The sequence below is a fragment of the Aeromonas rivuli genome (assembly GCF_020149575.1).
In the GTDB taxonomy this organism is placed as follows: Bacteria; Pseudomonadota; Gammaproteobacteria; order Enterobacterales; family Aeromonadaceae; genus Aeromonas; species Aeromonas rivuli.
The window spans coordinates 2,006,707-2,020,683 of record NZ_CP079742.1 but is presented as its reverse complement, the minus strand read 5'-3'; the positions used below and the strand labels follow the sequence as shown (position 1 = coordinate 2,020,683).

General features: G+C 62.5%; 19 protein-coding genes. 14 read left to right on the top strand and 5 right to left on the bottom strand.

Annotated elements, in window-relative coordinates; translation table 11 throughout:
- Positions 1-156 precede the first annotated feature (156 nt).
- Both KYK33_RS09570 and KYK33_RS09565 read left to right on the top strand, forming a co-directional pair.
- On the top strand, positions 157-795 hold the full coding sequence (locus KYK33_RS09570) for a GNAT family N-acetyltransferase (protein WP_224432817.1): 639 nt from the start codon (positions 157-159) through the stop codon (positions 793-795).
- Between the two features lie 67 nt (positions 796-862).
- Positions 863-1,204 carry an antibiotic biosynthesis monooxygenase family protein gene (locus KYK33_RS09565; protein WP_042042352.1) on the top strand — a complete coding sequence of 114 codons (342 nt, stop codon included), beginning with the start codon at positions 863-865 and terminating at the stop codon, positions 1,202-1,204.
- 95 nt (positions 1,205-1,299) lie between these two features.
- Here KYK33_RS09565 and pdxY read toward each other — a convergent pair whose 3' ends face one another.
- Positions 1,300-2,163: a pyridoxal kinase PdxY gene (gene pdxY / locus KYK33_RS09560; RefSeq protein ID WP_224432816.1), complete on the bottom strand. Its 864-nt coding sequence runs from the start codon at positions 2,161-2,163 to the stop codon at positions 1,300-1,302.
- Between the two features lie 228 nt (positions 2,164-2,391).
- On the opposite strand from pdxY, the gene KYK33_RS09555 reads away from it, so the two are divergent.
- From KYK33_RS09555 to KYK33_RS09545, 3 genes are all read left to right on the top strand, one after another.
- The gene (locus KYK33_RS09555; RefSeq protein ID WP_042042350.1) at positions 2,392-2,715 is read left to right on the top strand and encodes an HI1450 family dsDNA-mimic protein; all 324 of its coding nucleotides are present in this window, start codon (positions 2,392-2,394) and stop codon (positions 2,713-2,715) included.
- A gap of 49 nt (positions 2,716-2,764) precedes the next feature.
- Positions 2,765-3,448, top strand: coding sequence for a monofunctional biosynthetic peptidoglycan transglycosylase (gene mtgA, locus KYK33_RS09550; protein ID WP_224432815.1), 684 nt, complete (start codon positions 2,765-2,767; stop codon positions 3,446-3,448).
- 337 nt (positions 3,449-3,785) lie between these two features.
- The gene (locus tag KYK33_RS09545) at positions 3,786-4,109 is read left to right on the top strand and encodes an HI1450 family dsDNA-mimic protein (protein WP_042042348.1); all 324 of its coding nucleotides are present in this window, start codon (positions 3,786-3,788) and stop codon (positions 4,107-4,109) included.
- A 132-nt stretch (positions 4,110-4,241) separates the two neighbouring features.
- Here KYK33_RS09545 and KYK33_RS09540 read toward each other — a convergent pair whose 3' ends face one another.
- Together KYK33_RS09540 and KYK33_RS09535 are read right to left on the bottom strand one after the other, a co-directional pair.
- Positions 4,242-4,628: a cysteine-rich CWC family protein gene (locus KYK33_RS09540; RefSeq protein ID WP_224432814.1), complete on the bottom strand. Its 387-nt coding sequence runs from the start codon at positions 4,626-4,628 to the stop codon at positions 4,242-4,244.
- A 1-nt stretch (position 4,629) separates the two neighbouring features.
- Positions 4,630-5,574 (bottom strand): CvfB family protein, encoded by a 945-nt coding sequence (locus KYK33_RS09535; protein ID WP_084218207.1) that lies wholly within the window; start codon positions 5,572-5,574, stop codon positions 4,630-4,632.
- A 249-nt stretch (positions 5,575-5,823) separates the two neighbouring features.
- Here KYK33_RS09535 and KYK33_RS09530 point away from each other — a divergent pair, with 249 nt between their 5' ends.
- The 4 genes from KYK33_RS09530 (at position 5,824) to KYK33_RS09515 (ending at position 8,488) form a co-directional block, all read left to right on the top strand.
- Positions 5,824-7,050 carry a UPF0149 family protein gene (locus tag KYK33_RS09530; RefSeq protein WP_224432813.1) on the top strand — a complete coding sequence of 409 codons (1,227 nt, stop codon included), beginning with the start codon at positions 5,824-5,826 and terminating at the stop codon, positions 7,048-7,050.
- A gap of 208 nt (positions 7,051-7,258) precedes the next feature.
- Complete coding sequence (locus KYK33_RS09525) at positions 7,259-7,729, top strand: MarR family winged helix-turn-helix transcriptional regulator (protein ID WP_042042342.1); 471 nt, start codon at positions 7,259-7,261, stop codon at positions 7,727-7,729.
- Complete coding sequence (locus KYK33_RS09520) at positions 7,726-7,914, top strand: DUF4250 domain-containing protein (protein WP_224432812.1); 189 nt, start codon at positions 7,726-7,728, stop codon at positions 7,912-7,914. The genes KYK33_RS09525 and KYK33_RS09520 overlap by 4 nt, the downstream gene beginning before the upstream one ends.
- Before the next feature lie 397 nt (positions 7,915-8,311).
- Positions 8,312-8,488 carry a hypothetical protein gene (locus KYK33_RS09515; protein WP_198135277.1) on the top strand — a complete coding sequence of 59 codons (177 nt, stop codon included), beginning with the start codon at positions 8,312-8,314 and terminating at the stop codon, positions 8,486-8,488.
- A 90-nt stretch (positions 8,489-8,578) separates the two neighbouring features.
- On the opposite strand, the gene KYK33_RS09510 is transcribed toward KYK33_RS09515, so the two are convergent.
- Entirely contained in the window at positions 8,579-9,166 is a 588-nt protein-coding gene (locus KYK33_RS09510) for an FMN-dependent NADH-azoreductase (protein ID WP_042042340.1), read from the bottom strand.
- A 225-nt stretch (positions 9,167-9,391) separates the two neighbouring features.
- Here KYK33_RS09510 and KYK33_RS09505 point away from each other — a divergent pair, with 225 nt between their 5' ends.
- From KYK33_RS09505 to KYK33_RS09490, 4 genes are all read left to right on the top strand, one after another.
- Positions 9,392-10,282 (top strand): DMT family transporter, encoded by an 891-nt coding sequence (locus KYK33_RS09505; RefSeq protein WP_224432984.1) that lies wholly within the window; start codon positions 9,392-9,394, stop codon positions 10,280-10,282.
- 71 nt (positions 10,283-10,353) lie between these two features.
- Positions 10,354-11,532, top strand: coding sequence for a formate-dependent phosphoribosylglycinamide formyltransferase (gene purT, locus KYK33_RS09500; protein WP_224432811.1), 1,179 nt, complete (start codon positions 10,354-10,356; stop codon positions 11,530-11,532).
- Between the two features lie 128 nt (positions 11,533-11,660).
- The gene (gene hxpB / locus KYK33_RS09495; RefSeq protein ID WP_042042338.1) at positions 11,661-12,326 is read left to right on the top strand and encodes a hexitol phosphatase HxpB; all 666 of its coding nucleotides are present in this window, start codon (positions 11,661-11,663) and stop codon (positions 12,324-12,326) included.
- A gap of 209 nt (positions 12,327-12,535) precedes the next feature.
- Positions 12,536-12,739, top strand: coding sequence for a CPXCG motif-containing cysteine-rich protein (locus KYK33_RS09490; RefSeq protein ID WP_042042337.1), 204 nt, complete (start codon positions 12,536-12,538; stop codon positions 12,737-12,739).
- A 119-nt stretch (positions 12,740-12,858) separates the two neighbouring features.
- Here the strand turns inward: KYK33_RS09490 and KYK33_RS09485 are convergent, their stop codons facing one another.
- Positions 12,859-13,473, bottom strand: coding sequence for a riboflavin synthase subunit alpha (locus KYK33_RS09485; protein WP_224432810.1), 615 nt, complete (start codon positions 13,471-13,473; stop codon positions 12,859-12,861).
- 132 nt (positions 13,474-13,605) lie between these two features.
- On the opposite strand from KYK33_RS09485, the gene KYK33_RS09480 reads away from it, so the two are divergent.
- The gene (locus KYK33_RS09480) at positions 13,606-13,812 is read left to right on the top strand and encodes a YaeP family protein (RefSeq protein WP_005908580.1); all 207 of its coding nucleotides are present in this window, start codon (positions 13,606-13,608) and stop codon (positions 13,810-13,812) included.
- Positions 13,813-13,977: the final 165 nt, after the last annotated feature.

Below are 13,977 nucleotides of genomic sequence, written 5' to 3'. Positions count from 1 at the left end.
TCAACTTGTTATAAGGAGTCTTGGGCCGTCCATCCCAATGACGGCGACATACCGCCCCTGGCTGAAGCGGCGGCGCTGCGTTGACCGCGTCACCGCCAACGTCATTTCACGATGAATGATTGCACCCATGGGGTGCACTCATGGAGGATTGCACGGATGCCCTCACTGTCTGACCCTACCCCCTGTCTGACCAGCACCACGCCCATCCTTGACAAGGAAACTGGCGCTGTTGAGTCCATGGATGCTGCCCATGCCCCTGCCACCCCCTGGCAATTGCTGCATCTGACTCACCTGGCCGAACATGAACTGCCCCTCGCCCGACTGCTGCAGGAGGTCGTTCAGGATGGTGCCTCCATCGGCTTCTTGCCGCCCATCAGCCTCGCCGAGGCCAGGGCCTACTGGCAAGGGGTCGAGCAGGGGCTGCAAAGGGGGGATCGTCGACTCTGGTTGGCGCTGGCTCCGGCTCAGCAAGGGGGCGCGCTGCTTGGCAGCGTGCAACTCTCGCTCTGTGGCAAGGCCAATGGCAGCCACAGGGCCGAGGTAGAGAAGCTGATGGTGGCCCCTGGCGCCCGGGGACATGGCCTGGCGCGCGCCTTGATGGGCGTCATGGAGCAGGGCGCCATCCAGGCACAGCGCCGCCTGCTGGTGCTCGACACCCGGGTCGGTGATGTCGCTTCCCATCTTTATCAGCGACTCGGATATCAGGCCGCGGGGCAGATCCCCGATTTCGCCATCAATGGCGATGGCAGCCTGGCCGCGACACAATTTTTCTACAAACGGCTGTCACTGGACTGAGCCTGGCACGCCCCCCTTGCGCCAGCCCGCGAAGGCTGGCGCAAGCTCCCCCATTGAAGGAGTCAAGATGATACTGGAAGTCGCCCCACTCACCATCATCCCGGGCCGGGAGGCCGAGTTCGAGGCCGCCTTCGCCGAGGCCAGCGCCCTCATCAGCGCCATGCCGGGCTATCTGGGTCACCAGTTGCAAGTCTGCATGGAGCAGGGCAACCACTACCTGCTGCTGGTGCAATGGCAGAGACTTGAAGATCACACCGAGGGCTTTCGCACCTCGCCGCAATACCAGCAGTGGAAGACCCTGCTGCATCGCTTCTATCACCCCTTCCCGAGCGTGCTCCATTACCAGGGGGTCATGGCCCAGGCCCCGGGCCAGCCCCTGCTCTATCCGGGGCGCGAGCAGGCATCCTGAATCGGGGAGGTGTGTCTGAGCACAAAGCCAGATGAGAGAGGGCTCCCATGGGAGCCCTCTTGTCACTTCTCAGTACCCCGTTCAAGGACGCAGACTCACCCCAGCGATCCGGCCCGCACCCTTATCTCGGGATCGGCGAAGGCGGCCTGCGCCGCAATGAGCTGCAACTCATAGGCCCCCTGCTGCCAGGTGTGCAGCAGGACGGCATCGACGGCGGCATTGGTGCGCTCGAAGGCGCTGACGGCATCAAAGCCGGCCAGCAGGTTGGCCAGCATCAAGGCGCTGATCAGATCGCCGACGCCGACCGGCTGGCGGGGGAAATCATAGAGGGGGCGATGGATCAGGTGATCCCCCGCCGGGGTACAGAGCAGCATCTCGAAGCGTCCCGGCTCGCTGGCCGCCCGGCCCAGGTGTTTAACCAGCACCAGACGAACCCCTTTGTCCAGCAGACTGTGGGCGGCGGCACGCGCCCCCGCCAGAGAGTCGATATGCAGACTGCACAGGGTCTCCAGCTCCAGCAAGTTGGGCGCCAGCATGTCCGCCATCGCCAGTGCCTTGTGAGTGAGAAAATCGGTGACACCGGGGGCGACGATGCACCCCTTCTCAGGGTGACCCATCACGGGATCGCAGAAATAGAGTGCTTGCGGGTTGGCCTCCTTGACCGCCGCCACCACCGCGAGGATCTCGTCCCCCTGCTCGGCCGAGCCCAGATAGCCGCTCAGCACGGCGTCGCACTGAGCCAGTACCTCGATATTGGCCAATCCTTCCCCGAGGGCTCGGATATGGCCCGCTGGCAACGCCATGCCCTGCCAGCCTGCCTGGTATTGGGTATGATTGGAAAATTGCACCGTATTGACCGGCCACACTTCCATGCCGAGGCGGCGCATCGGGAAGACGGCGGCGCTGTTACCGGCACAGCCAAACACCACATGGGACTGGATGGAGAGAATTCGTTTCATGGCAAGGCTCGAAGGCAGAAAATAGAGGAGCGCGCAATATAACGGATGAAGGCCGGTGACGGCCAGCCCCCGTCCCCTTCGCCGCATCTGGCGACAAGATCGGGCAGCAAGGGGCAACAGCCGACGGGCAAGGCATATCGCGGGCTGACTATTTATGAGGGGTCGACTCTGTGGTTTAATGGCGCCCGCGGCCTGGCCGCCCCTTATCAGCCATCAACCGGAACTCATATGTCCACACCCTTGCAGCACAGCGTCGAAACCCTGCTCAATACCGCCCTCGAACTCTTTATGGAGCTCGCCTCAGACAACCTGCCCGAGCACGAGATAGCCCTGTTCAACCAGGCCTACAACGATCGTGGCCTGCTGGCCGAAGCCGAGCCGGGTGATGACTGGGATGCGGATGTGGGTTTTGAGGTGACGGACGCCGACTACGCCGAGATCTGGGTCGGCCTGGAAAATAGCGAGCAGGAGGTCGAGCACCTGTTCGCCCGCATGTTGATTGCCCGTGCCGTGGACGAGAAATTCTGCCACATCGAATGGTTGCCCGACTAACCATGCCGGTCGCCCCTCTCCGTTGCCGGTGCCATGCCGAGCTGACACCATGCTGAGCTGGCTGTGGCGCATTCTGGTCGGCGCGCTGCTGCTGTCGGTGGTGATGGTCGCGCTGCTGCGCTTCATCGATCCCCCCATCTGGAGCTGGCGCATCGAACGGGCCATCTCCCCCCCGGCCCCCATCAAGCAGGTGGAACATGACTGGGTGGCGCTCGATGCCATCTCGCCCCAGTTGCAACTGGCGGTGGTGGCGGCCGAGGATCAACACTTCCCGGATCACAACGGTTTCGACATGGCGGCCATCAGCTCGGCCTGGCAACACAACGAACAGGGAGGGCGGGTGCGCGGCGCCAGCACCCTCAGCCAGCAGACCGCCAAAAATCTCTTCATGTGGAGCGATCGCAGCTTTGTGCGCAAGGGGGGGGAGGCCTGGTTCACCCTCTTGATGGAGCTGGGCTGGAACAAGTCCCGGATCCTCGAGGTCTATCTCAACATCGTCGAGTTCGGCCCCGGCATCTATGGCGCCGAGGCGGCGGCCCGTCACTACTTCCATAAACCTGCGGCAAGACTGACCCGCTATGAGGCATCCCTGCTGGCGGCGGCCCTGCCCAATCCCTGGCGCTATCGCGTCTCGCCCCCCTCCCCTTATGTGGCCAAGCGGGCGGCCTGGATCCGGCGCCAGATGGGCCAGTTAGGCCAAGTAACGCTCAATCGGATACACGGGATAGAGTAGAACCGAGGGTCAGCTGCCCGACCTGATGCCGGGCGGCATCAGCTCTTCGCTTCTTGCCCAGGTGTCCCCAAGGCAGGGGGGCCCAGATGACCACCCACTGTATCCTGATGCAGAGGCAGATAGTGCCACCACCAGGTCTCCCGCCTGCGCCGAATTTGCAACCGCTGCCCTCGTCGCTTCATCATGACTCTCCTGAAGGTCTGGACGCTCGACCCACTCTCGCCCATCCCGGTCATCAGCATAGTGCCCTGCACAGAGGTGGGCCAGCACAGGGCCCGCTGGCTGCCGACGCCAATCCTTGTTACAGTATCGCGTCTCAAGCATCTGGAGTGATTTCATGGAACAACGTACCCCGGATCAGCTGGTCGAATGGGCCTATGATCAGTTTCTCGAACAGGCCGCCGACATGCTGGCGCCCGAACAGATCGTCGACATTACCCTGGAGTTCGAACAGCGCGGCGCCGTGGAGGCGACCCTGCCCAACGCCGACTGGTCACGGGAACTGGGAGTGCCCGTGGATCTGGAACGCTGGGCCGAGGTATGGATAGGCCTGCTCGATCATCAAGAGGAGTTCGAGGTGATCTACGCCAGCTACCTGCTGCCCCGCCAGCAGGGTGACGATGAGGTTCATGTCCGCTGGTTTCGCCACGAACAGGCCTGATGCCTGACCTTGACGATTCGCCAGCATAGCCCCGCACCGCCAGACTGGCACGGGGATCTGCGAAGATGACGATCGAAGAAGGGCGCCTTGCGGCGCCCTTCTTTCGTTGGCAACTGACTCACCCGGGATGGCTCAGGCCAACGGCTCGGCATGGAGCGCCTTGCCCAGGCAAGCCTGGCACCAGCAGGCAGGCGCATCGCTCATGGGCAGAGCCGGTAACTGGCTGCACCAGCACTCACCGATCTCCTTGCCCGCCGCGACGGCGCAGTAGGCAGGCTCGCCACAGCCGGGGCAGACATGGGTCGAAGCCGGATCAACAGACTCAGGTTGTTCGAGCCCCGGTATCACGGCCACCACTGGGCTCGGCGAGGCAAGCGTCCTGGCCGTCAGGGTCGCCATGATGGCGAGCTGCTCGACCTCCGTCATGGAGGACCAGCGCCCGATCTCGCTCAAGGTGCGGCCACAGCCCAGACAGCGATCGTCCCTGGCTTCACAGCGCTGGACGCAGGGGCTCGCCATCTCAGTCCTGCTCGCCCTGAGCCGTCTCATCCTGCGCCGCGGGGGCGGCAACCAGACGAATGCAGTGTGGCTCAATCACGATCAGGCCCTGTTTGTAGAGGCCGCCGATGGCTTTCTTGAAGGTACCCTTGCTCATGGCCAGCTGCTTGGAGATGAGTTCCGGCTCGCTCTTGTCCCCCAGCGCCAGCTCGCCGCCCTGCTTGCGCAGGCGCGTCATGATGATGCCGCCCGCATCGTCCATCCGCTCACCGATATCCGGTTTTTGCAGGGTCAGATCCAGCTTGCCATCGGCCCGTACCTGCTTGACCCAGGCCGTCTGGGGACGACCTGTCATCACGCGGCCAAACACCTCGTTCTTGAACAGCATGCCGGGGTAGCGATCGTTGACCACCACCTTGATGCCAAGGGGAGTGTGCTCACCGGGCAGGGCCGTCACCTGATCCCCCACCCTGAAGGGCGGCTGCTCCTGGGCAAGGAAACGCTCGATGCGGCTGGTGCCCACCATGCGCCCTTCGTTGTCGAGCATCAGATAGACCAGATAGACGTGGCCGACCTGCATCGGCTTGTTCTGCTCCCGGGTCGGCACGAACAAGTCTTTCTTCATGCCCCACTCCAGGAAGGCACCAATCTTGTTGGCGTTGACCACCTTGAGACCGGCCAGCTGGCCCACCATGGCGAACGGCTTGTCGGTGGTGATCACCGGCTCGCAATCGGCATCCAGATAGAGGAAGACGGCAACCTCATCACCCTCGGCAACCCCGTCAGGCAATTGACGCTTGGGCAGCAGCAGCTCACCGTACTCTTCACCGGCGGCAAGCCAGGCGCCCCTGTCTTCGAGTTCGATCACTGTGAGGTTGTTCATCTTGCCAATCTGTATCATGGTGCTCTCTTGTCTCTTTAGTTCACGGACAGTCTGTCCCCGGACTGCGCCCGGATGGGCGCGCATATTACCGCAAAGGGCCGGCCTGGGCCTAGTCTCTTGCAGAGATATGGGGCGACATTTGCCACTCTCAAGCACTGTTTTTGGTCGAGGCAGCTTCGGATTTCGTCCCGAAGGCACTCGCCGGATTGCTGATAATAGCAGCTGTTCGCCGCCGTTTACTGCATTCTTCTCCATTTTTGGCTAGACTACGCCGCCATTTATGCCGTGTCACCGTGCCTGGTACAGATGCCATCCATCGAGAGAGGAGCCCTGATGACCCCCGCCAATCGAACCCGCCTGCTCAATAGCTGGTTGCAGCAGCAAAGTGGTGACGACATGAGCTATCCCGCGCTGCACGGCTTTCTCTGTGCCCGCCTCACAGGCCCCCAGCAGCCAGACTGGCAGACGCCGCTCCAGGGGTTGCTGGCCCAGGGCCGCACGGCAACCCTCGATGAGAAGAGCGAGCTTGCCCTTGCTCACCTCATCGAGGAGCTCCAGGCCCAGGCCGATGCGAGAACGCTCTCCTTGCCCAGCCAATGTCGTCTGTCAAATGATCGGCCCGAACAGGTATTCGAGACCAGCCATCCCCTGGGTCAATGGAGCTACGGCTTCAGCCAGGGGCTGGCCTGCTGGCCCACCCCCACCAATCTCAATGATCCCGTCACCCAGCGCCGCCTGCGCCTGGCCGCCGAGCTCAGCCTGTTTCGGGACCTCTCCTTGGCGCGCATGTTGCACCAGGCGGCGGCGAGCGAGCTGCCCTTCCTCGATTTCTGCAAGCGCCAGCGCCAGCAGATGAAGAGTGCGCTCAATGGCTTGCTGGAGGCCCACCAGTGGTCCCAGCCTCAAGAAGAACCACACACCCCGGCCAGCGAACAGGCCAAGCAGTGGCAGAGCTGGTTCGAGCAAGCCAACGCCTGCCGCTCGCCTCAGGCGCGACTGGTCTGGTTCGAGCGCATCATTCAGGATGCCGAGCCGCGCTTTGATGACCCATTCTGGCAAGGGCTGGAGGGGCACGGCTGGGTGGCCCAGGAGGCGCGCCCTCTGCTCGCCGCCTGGGCGGGACGAGCCGATTGCCTGTTCGAGCTGGGGTTGCTGCCCCAGGCCCGCCGCGAGTATGAAGCCTTGCTGGCGCGCTGCCGTCTGGATGAACCCGGTTGCCGCTATCCCCTGGCGAGCCTCTATGCCATGACGGCAGAGTGGCACGCCCTCGAGGCGTTGCTGACCCGCTTCGATGAGGCCTCCTGCGCCCTGCTCTACAGTCAGGCCCTGATGTGGTTTGCTCGCAAAGAGCCAGACCAGGCGAAGAAGAGCCTGGCCCGGGCGCTGGCCAGCAATGCCCATGTGCCAGCATACCTGCTCGGCCAGCGCAAACTGCCCAAGCAGGCGCCTCACTATTGGCAGAGCGGGAGCCGGGACGAGGCCGCCAGCTATGCCCTGCAGGGACGCACCGCCTGGTTGGCAGAGGGAGCACTGCTCTGGCTACGGGCGCAGGCAAAATAAGGCAAAGTGCCAGGCGAAGCTGGGAGATAGGGCTAATCTGACAGGGCGTGGATGGTCATTTGGAACGCATTTTTGCACCTTTTGCCTGCTGCGCCGTGCGCCAGTGCACAATTCTCGGGCCCTTTTTCAGACAAAGGCTCCTGAGTTACGTATCATCAAAGTATCAAGAGAAACTGCATCCGATGCAGTGATAACAGCAGGAGTTCACATGCAAAAACTCATCGGTCTGCTTGCGCACTATCCCCCTTACCAGCTGGTGCACGCCGCCGAAATGGTGCGGGAGACCTTCGAGCAGTTCTATCAGGCCCGCTACCAGCTGACCGTGCCCCAGTGGCGCCTGATGATGGTGCTTGGCCCCAACTACCCCATCAGCCAGAAAGAGTTGGTGGAAGCCAGCGGCATGGACAAGGTGCGCATCTCCCGGGAGATCCATCGCCTCAGTGAGAAGGGCATACTCCAAGCCCAGAGCAGCGAACAGGACAAACGGGTCAGCCTGGTCTCCCTCACCGAGCAGGGCGAGACCCTGTTCTCCCAGCTCAAGAGCGAGGCGAGCAGTTGGCAGCATACCCTGACCGACTATCTGCCAAGCGAGGCGCGCCAAAGCATACGCCAGCATCTGCAGAGCGTGAACGAGGCCATGGAGCAGCTGCACAAGCTCGACGAGGAGCAGCAACCATGAATCTGCAACGCTTCAATACCATGGACGTCAACATGCTGCTGAGTCTGGTCAATATGCAGCTGCGGGATCACTACGCTGATCTGGACGATCTGTGCCGGGCCCAGGATATCGACAGAGCTGCCCTCGAGGCCCGTCTCGCCAGTGGCGATTTTCACTATCAGGCCCAACAGAAGCAGTTTCGCTAAGGCAACGGAGTAGAGCCCGGGCAAACGGTGCCGATGAAGGCCTCAGATAGCCCCAAGATACCGGCGCCAGGCGCCCCATCCCGTCGCTTGCGACCTGCAACCATCCCTGAATCCCGTCCATCGCAGAGCAGGCCGCCATCAGCAGCACCCTCGACAAAGGGGGGATAGCCCCATCATCGGCGGATCCGATCTCATCTCAACCGAGATCGGGATCACAGCGCGACGCCCCCGTCGATCCCGGCCCAAAAAAACTGCTAGGATAAGATTCCCTCCCCATAGAGAAGTGCCTGATCAGCACCTCGATATGAGGGCGGGACGCCACACAGCCTGGTGCACGGATGCATCAAACTGTCATCTGCGGCGATTACTCTCTCGCACAACCCACAAGGAGGTACCCATGATCCCAACCCGACAGACCAGCTTGATCACCCTCTGCGCCCTGCTGATGATCAGCCTGTTCACCCCGACCCTGCCCGGCAATGCCGAACAGTGGTTAAGCCTGGTGCTCATTGGCTCGCTGGTTGTGGTCCTGCTGCTGGTTCTGGGCGGCTGTCGCCGCTTTATCCTGGAGTAGTCCAAGCCTGATGCCCGGATCATCGAAACAAAAAACGCAGCCGAGGCTGCGTTTTTTGTTGGGAGCAGGTTGCGCCGTTTAGCTCAACCCTCAGTAGGCCAATGCCTCAAACTGGGTCTTGGCGGTTTCAATGCCCTTGGCTTGTGCTTCCGGGCCCATGCCCATGCCTTCGGCATAAATGAAGTCCACCTCGTTGATACCGATGAAGCCGAGCACGGTACGCATGTAGGGGGTGACCAGATCGGTGGGGTTACCCAGGTGCAAACCGCCACGGGGGCTGACTACCAGGGCGCGGGTGCTGTCGACCAGGCCGACCGGACCGGTTTCGGTGTAACGGAAGGTGACGCCGGCACGGGCAATCAAGTCAATCCAGTTTTTCAGCTGGGTCGGGATGTTGAAGTTGTACATGGGGGCCGCGATGATCACCAGGTCACTCGCTTTGAGCTCGGCAATCAGTTCATCGGACTGCGCCAGCACGGCCAGTTGACGCTCATTGAGGTTTTCGCCGCCGCGCAGACCCATGGCCAGCTCGCCATCCAGCACCGGCAGATCCAGGGCCGCCAGATCACGCACCTGCACCTTGTCTCCCTGACGCTCGGCCAGATAGCCGTCGATAAGGGCATTGGATTGTGAGTATTGACCCAGGATGCTGGATTTGAGTACGAGGATATTCGCCATGGTAATGCTCCATTTGATTGTCAGTTGGACAGCAGGACTGTCGATGGGGTTACTATAAACACTGCGTTTCCGGCCTGATAGCGAAAATAGATGCTCAACTTATTCAAAAAAATTGATGATAACTCGTTCTATCAACCCTAAGGAGTGCGGCCAATGGCCCTGCCCTTGGCAGGACAAACGATTGCCGTTATGATCCGCCGCACTTTTTTCAGCGACCCGGATCCCATGGAACCCTCCCGCAACCACGCCCCCTTTGCCGGTGCCATCTGGATGATGGTGGCAGGCCTCTGCTTCGCCGCCGTCAACAGCCTCAGTCAATATGTCAGCTTCAAACTGGACCTCCCCTCGACCCAGGTTGCCTTCCATCAATATCTGATAGCCCTGGTCTGCCTGCTGCCCTGGCTGATCCGCCACGGCCTGCGCCAATCCCTGCTGACCAACCAGTTCCGCCTGCACCTGCTGCGGGTCGCCCTGGCAGTCATCGGCATCCAGTTCTGGCTCTGGGCGCTGGCGGTGCCCGTGCCCATCTGGCAGGGCATAGCGCTCCTGATGACCTCCCCCCTGTTTGCCACCCTGGGGTCTGCCCTGCTGCTCAAGGAGCAGGTGAGCCGGGCGCGCATCCTGGCCACCCTGGCGGGCTTTGTCGGAGCCATGCTGATCCTGGCTCCCTGGACCGACGACTTCAGCTGGGCCTCCTTGCTGCCGGTGGCGGCCGCGCTGTTCTGGGCCGGCTACTCCCTGCTGGTGCGCTACCAGGCGGCGAGCGAGTCGTCCCACACCATAGTGGTCTACCTGCTCATCTTCAGCACCCCGTTCAACGCCATGCTGGCCCTGCCGGAATGGCAGTGGCCGAGCGAAACCCAGTGGCTGCTGGTGGCGGCCTCCGGCGTACTCTCGGCGCTGGCCCAGATGTCCATCGCCCGCGCCTACAGCGTGGCCGAGGCCTCCTTCGTGCAGCCGTTCGACTTTGCCAAATTGCCGATGAACGTGCTGGCAGGCTGGCTGGTGTTTGGCTGGGCACCACCGGGTCGATTGTGGCTAGGCGCCGCCATCATCATTGGCGCCATCACGCTGCTGACCCATCTGGAGCAGCGCGCCCACAGATCCGTTTCCTGAGGTACGCCATGGGTGCCTCTTTTTTTGTCTAACTCTTGGCCATCAACCACATCGACTTCAGGAGAGATCACATGTTTGGAACCGCTACCCGCCCCGGCGCCACCCGCGCCCTGCTGCTTGGCTCGGGGGAACTTGGCAAGGAAGTGGCCATCGAGCTGCAACGGTTCGGGATCGAGGTGATCGCCGCCGACCGCTACCCCCACGCCCCCGCCATGCAGGTGGCCCACGCCTCCCATGTGCTGGACATGCTCGATGGCGACGCCCTGCGCGCCCTGGTGGCCGAGGTCAAACCCGATCTCATCATCCCCGAGATTGAAGCCATCGCCACCGATACCCTGGCGCAGCTTGAGCAGGAAGGGGTCAGGGTCGTGCCCAATGCCCGCGCCACCCAGCTCACCATGAACCGGGAGGGGATCCGCCGCCTCGCCGCCGAGGAGCTGGGTCTGCCCACCTCCTCCTATCGATTCGCCCAGAACCAGGAAGAGTTTGTCGCCGCGGTCCAGGCCATAGGCCTGCCCTGCGTGGTGAAACCCGTGATGAGCTCCTCCGGCAAGGGCCAGAGCCTGTTGCGGGATCTCGCCAAGCTGGACGAGAGCTGGACCTATGCCCAGGAGGGTGGCCGCGCCGGCCGTGGCAAGGTGATCGTCGAGGGCTTCGTCCCCTTCGAGTACGAGATAACCCTGCTCACGGTGCGGGCCGTGGATGGCATCCACTTCTGCGATCCCATAGGCCACCGCCAGGAAGAGGGCGACTACCGCGAATCCTGGCAGCCCCAGGCGATGAGCGAGCTGGCCCTGACCCGCGCCAAGGAGGTAGCCGCCAAGGTGGTCGAGGCCCTCGGCGGCTACGGCCTGTTCGGGGTCGAGCTGTTCGTGCAGGGGGAAAACGTCTGGTTCAGCGAGGTCTCCCCTCGCCCCCATGACACCGGCATGGTGACCCTGATCTCTCAGGATCTCTCCGAGTTCGCCCTCCATGTGCGCGCCATCCTGGGGCTGCCGGTCGGCACCATCACCCAGTTCGGGCCGAGCGCGTCGGCCGTGGTGCTGCGCGATGGCCACAGCCAGAATATCCGCTATCAGGGGGTTGCCGAGGCGCTGGCCCTGGTGCCGGGCGCCCAGTTGCGTCTCTTTGGCAAGCCCGAGATCGCCGGTCGCCGTCGTCTCGGGGTGGCGCTGGCTCGTGGGCAAGGGTGCGAAGAGGCGGTCGAGCGCGCCAAGGCTGTCGCCGCCAGGATCGAGGTGCTCTTCTAGAGCGCACTTTTTGCCGCGTAAACACAAACGTTTATCTACGTGATCCGGCGCAAGGGGCGGGCTTCTGCCCCTTTTCCATTGAGGCGTCAGGCTTATAATCCCCCCTTCACCTATGTCAGGAGTACAAGATGTTAACTGCCGTGATCTTCGATATGGATGGTGTTCTGATCGACTCGGAACCCTTTTGGCAACGGGCCCAGATGGCCGTGTTCTCCGAGCTGGGCCACTTCCACACCGAGGAAGACTGCAACTCCACCATAGGGGTGCGCATCGATCAGCTGGTGGCCCACTGGTATCGCCTGCGTCCCTGGAGCGGCCCGACCCAGGAAGAGGTGGTGCAGCGCATCCTGGATCAGGTGATAGCACTCATCCTGCAGGAAGGTCAGGCCAAGGAGGGCGTGCTGGAGGCCCTCTCCCTCATCGAGGCCCGTGGCCTCAAGATTGGCCTGGCCACCTCCTCCCCCTTCACCATGGTGGAGGCTGTGCTCGGCAAGCTCGGCATTCGCGATCGCTTCCTGGCGGTGCACTCCGCCGAGGTGGAACGCTTCGGCAAGCCCCATCCAGATGTCTATATTCATGCCGCCGAGAAGCTCGGGGTTGAGCCGGTGCACTGCCTCGCCATCGAAGACAGCTTCACCGGGCTGCTGGCGGCCAAGGCGGCCTCGATGCGGGCGCTGATTGTGCCCGATCCTGCGTTGATCAATGACCCTCGTCTCGCCATCGCCGATCACAGACTCGACTGCCTGAGCGAGCTCGATGCCGGGCAGCTGGCCTGCTGGGTCGCTGGCAAATAGAGGCCATACGCCGTGCAGGCACTGGCTGCACGGCGCTATTCATTGCACTCCTCATTGCACTCCCACTGCCATCCGCTCCATCTTCTCCCTGCATCCCACGCCACGCCCCCACCACAAGTTCCCTTTATGCGCGGGATCCCAGTCTGCGGGCGTCCCACTGACTAGACTCTAGGCGTTGGCCATTCACTCTTGGCCTTAGGGAGATCACCATGATCGACTACATCAACAAACGGATCGTCTGCCCCCATTGCGGCCACCACACCCAAGTGGCACTGGATGCCAGCCAGGGGGATCAGGAGTTCTATGAAGACTGCATGGCCTGCTGCAATCCCATCCACCTGCGTCTGCACCGGGACGAGGCGCGGGATAGATTGCAGCTGTTTGTGGATGCGGATGACGAACAGCTGTTCTGAGCCTCGACGACTCATCCTGCCAGCCATGACGGCCCTCCTGAACCTGGCCGCAGATAAACAGAGCCCGCATCATGCGGGCTCTGTTTATCTGGCCTTGGCGACCGGCAACCCATCCAGGATCAGGACGGGCGCTGTGCCAGCACCCGCTCCACCGTATCGACGATAGCTTGGGTCTGGGGATCGATCTCTATGTTGGTCTGCCAGCCCGCCTTGACCCAACCGAGGTTGGTGCGGGCCAGGGTCTCGGGGATCAGGTTGACGCAGAACTCAGCCCCCCGCACCTCGCCCACGGTCAGGCTGATGCCGTCGATGCCGATATAGCCCTTGGTCAGCACGTATTTCATGAGCGCAGGGGCGAGGCGATACCAGACCAGGCGATTGTTGGGGCTGTCGATGACGGCGCTCACCTCTGCCGTGCCCATGATGTGGCCGGACATGGCGTGACCGCCGATCTCGTCCCCAAAGCGGGCGGCCCGCTCCACATTGACCTTGTCCCCTACCGCAAGTGCGCCGAGGTTGGTGAGGCGCAGGGTCTCCTGCATCAGATCGAAGCTGACCAGCTCCCCCTCGATGCGGGTCACGGTCAGACAACAACCGTTGTGAGCCACCGAGGCCCCCAATGCCAATCCCTCGCCCCAAGCCGGGCTCGGCATGCGGATCACGTGGGTGCGAAAGTTGGGCAGCTCTTCGATGGCCACCAGTTCGGCGGTCCCCTGCACTATGCCGGTGAACATGTCTCGTCTCCTGCTACGACAAAGGAGGCAGGTTAACCTCGCTCCGCCCTGCAAACAAGGGCACCGGCTGACAAGCCAGCCCCTGCTCGCTATAGTGGCGAGGTGCTCACTCAGGCTACCAAGGAGTAAATAATGCAGGTGTATCAATGTTGTGAAGCTATTCGCATCGCCTATAACCAGATTGGATCCGGGGATCAGGGCTATGTCCCTCAGGCGATCGCCGCCAGCATCCGTGCCCTGGATGCGGTGGCCCGGGATGAACGGGTACCCGCCGAATTGCGCCAGCAGGCCGCCTACGCCGCCGCCAACCTGTTGATCAGCGATCACGAAGACGCCTGATCGCGCCAGCGCTCCCCTGTGATGGCGCAGGGGAAGCTCTTATCCGTCGGGCCCGCCCCTCCTCTTCAATCTCTCTTCGCGAGCAGCCGAGCAGATTACCCCATAGGGGGCAGAACCCACTCAATCGTTTCGCTTGACGGTCAGTTGCCGTTAGAATGACTCACT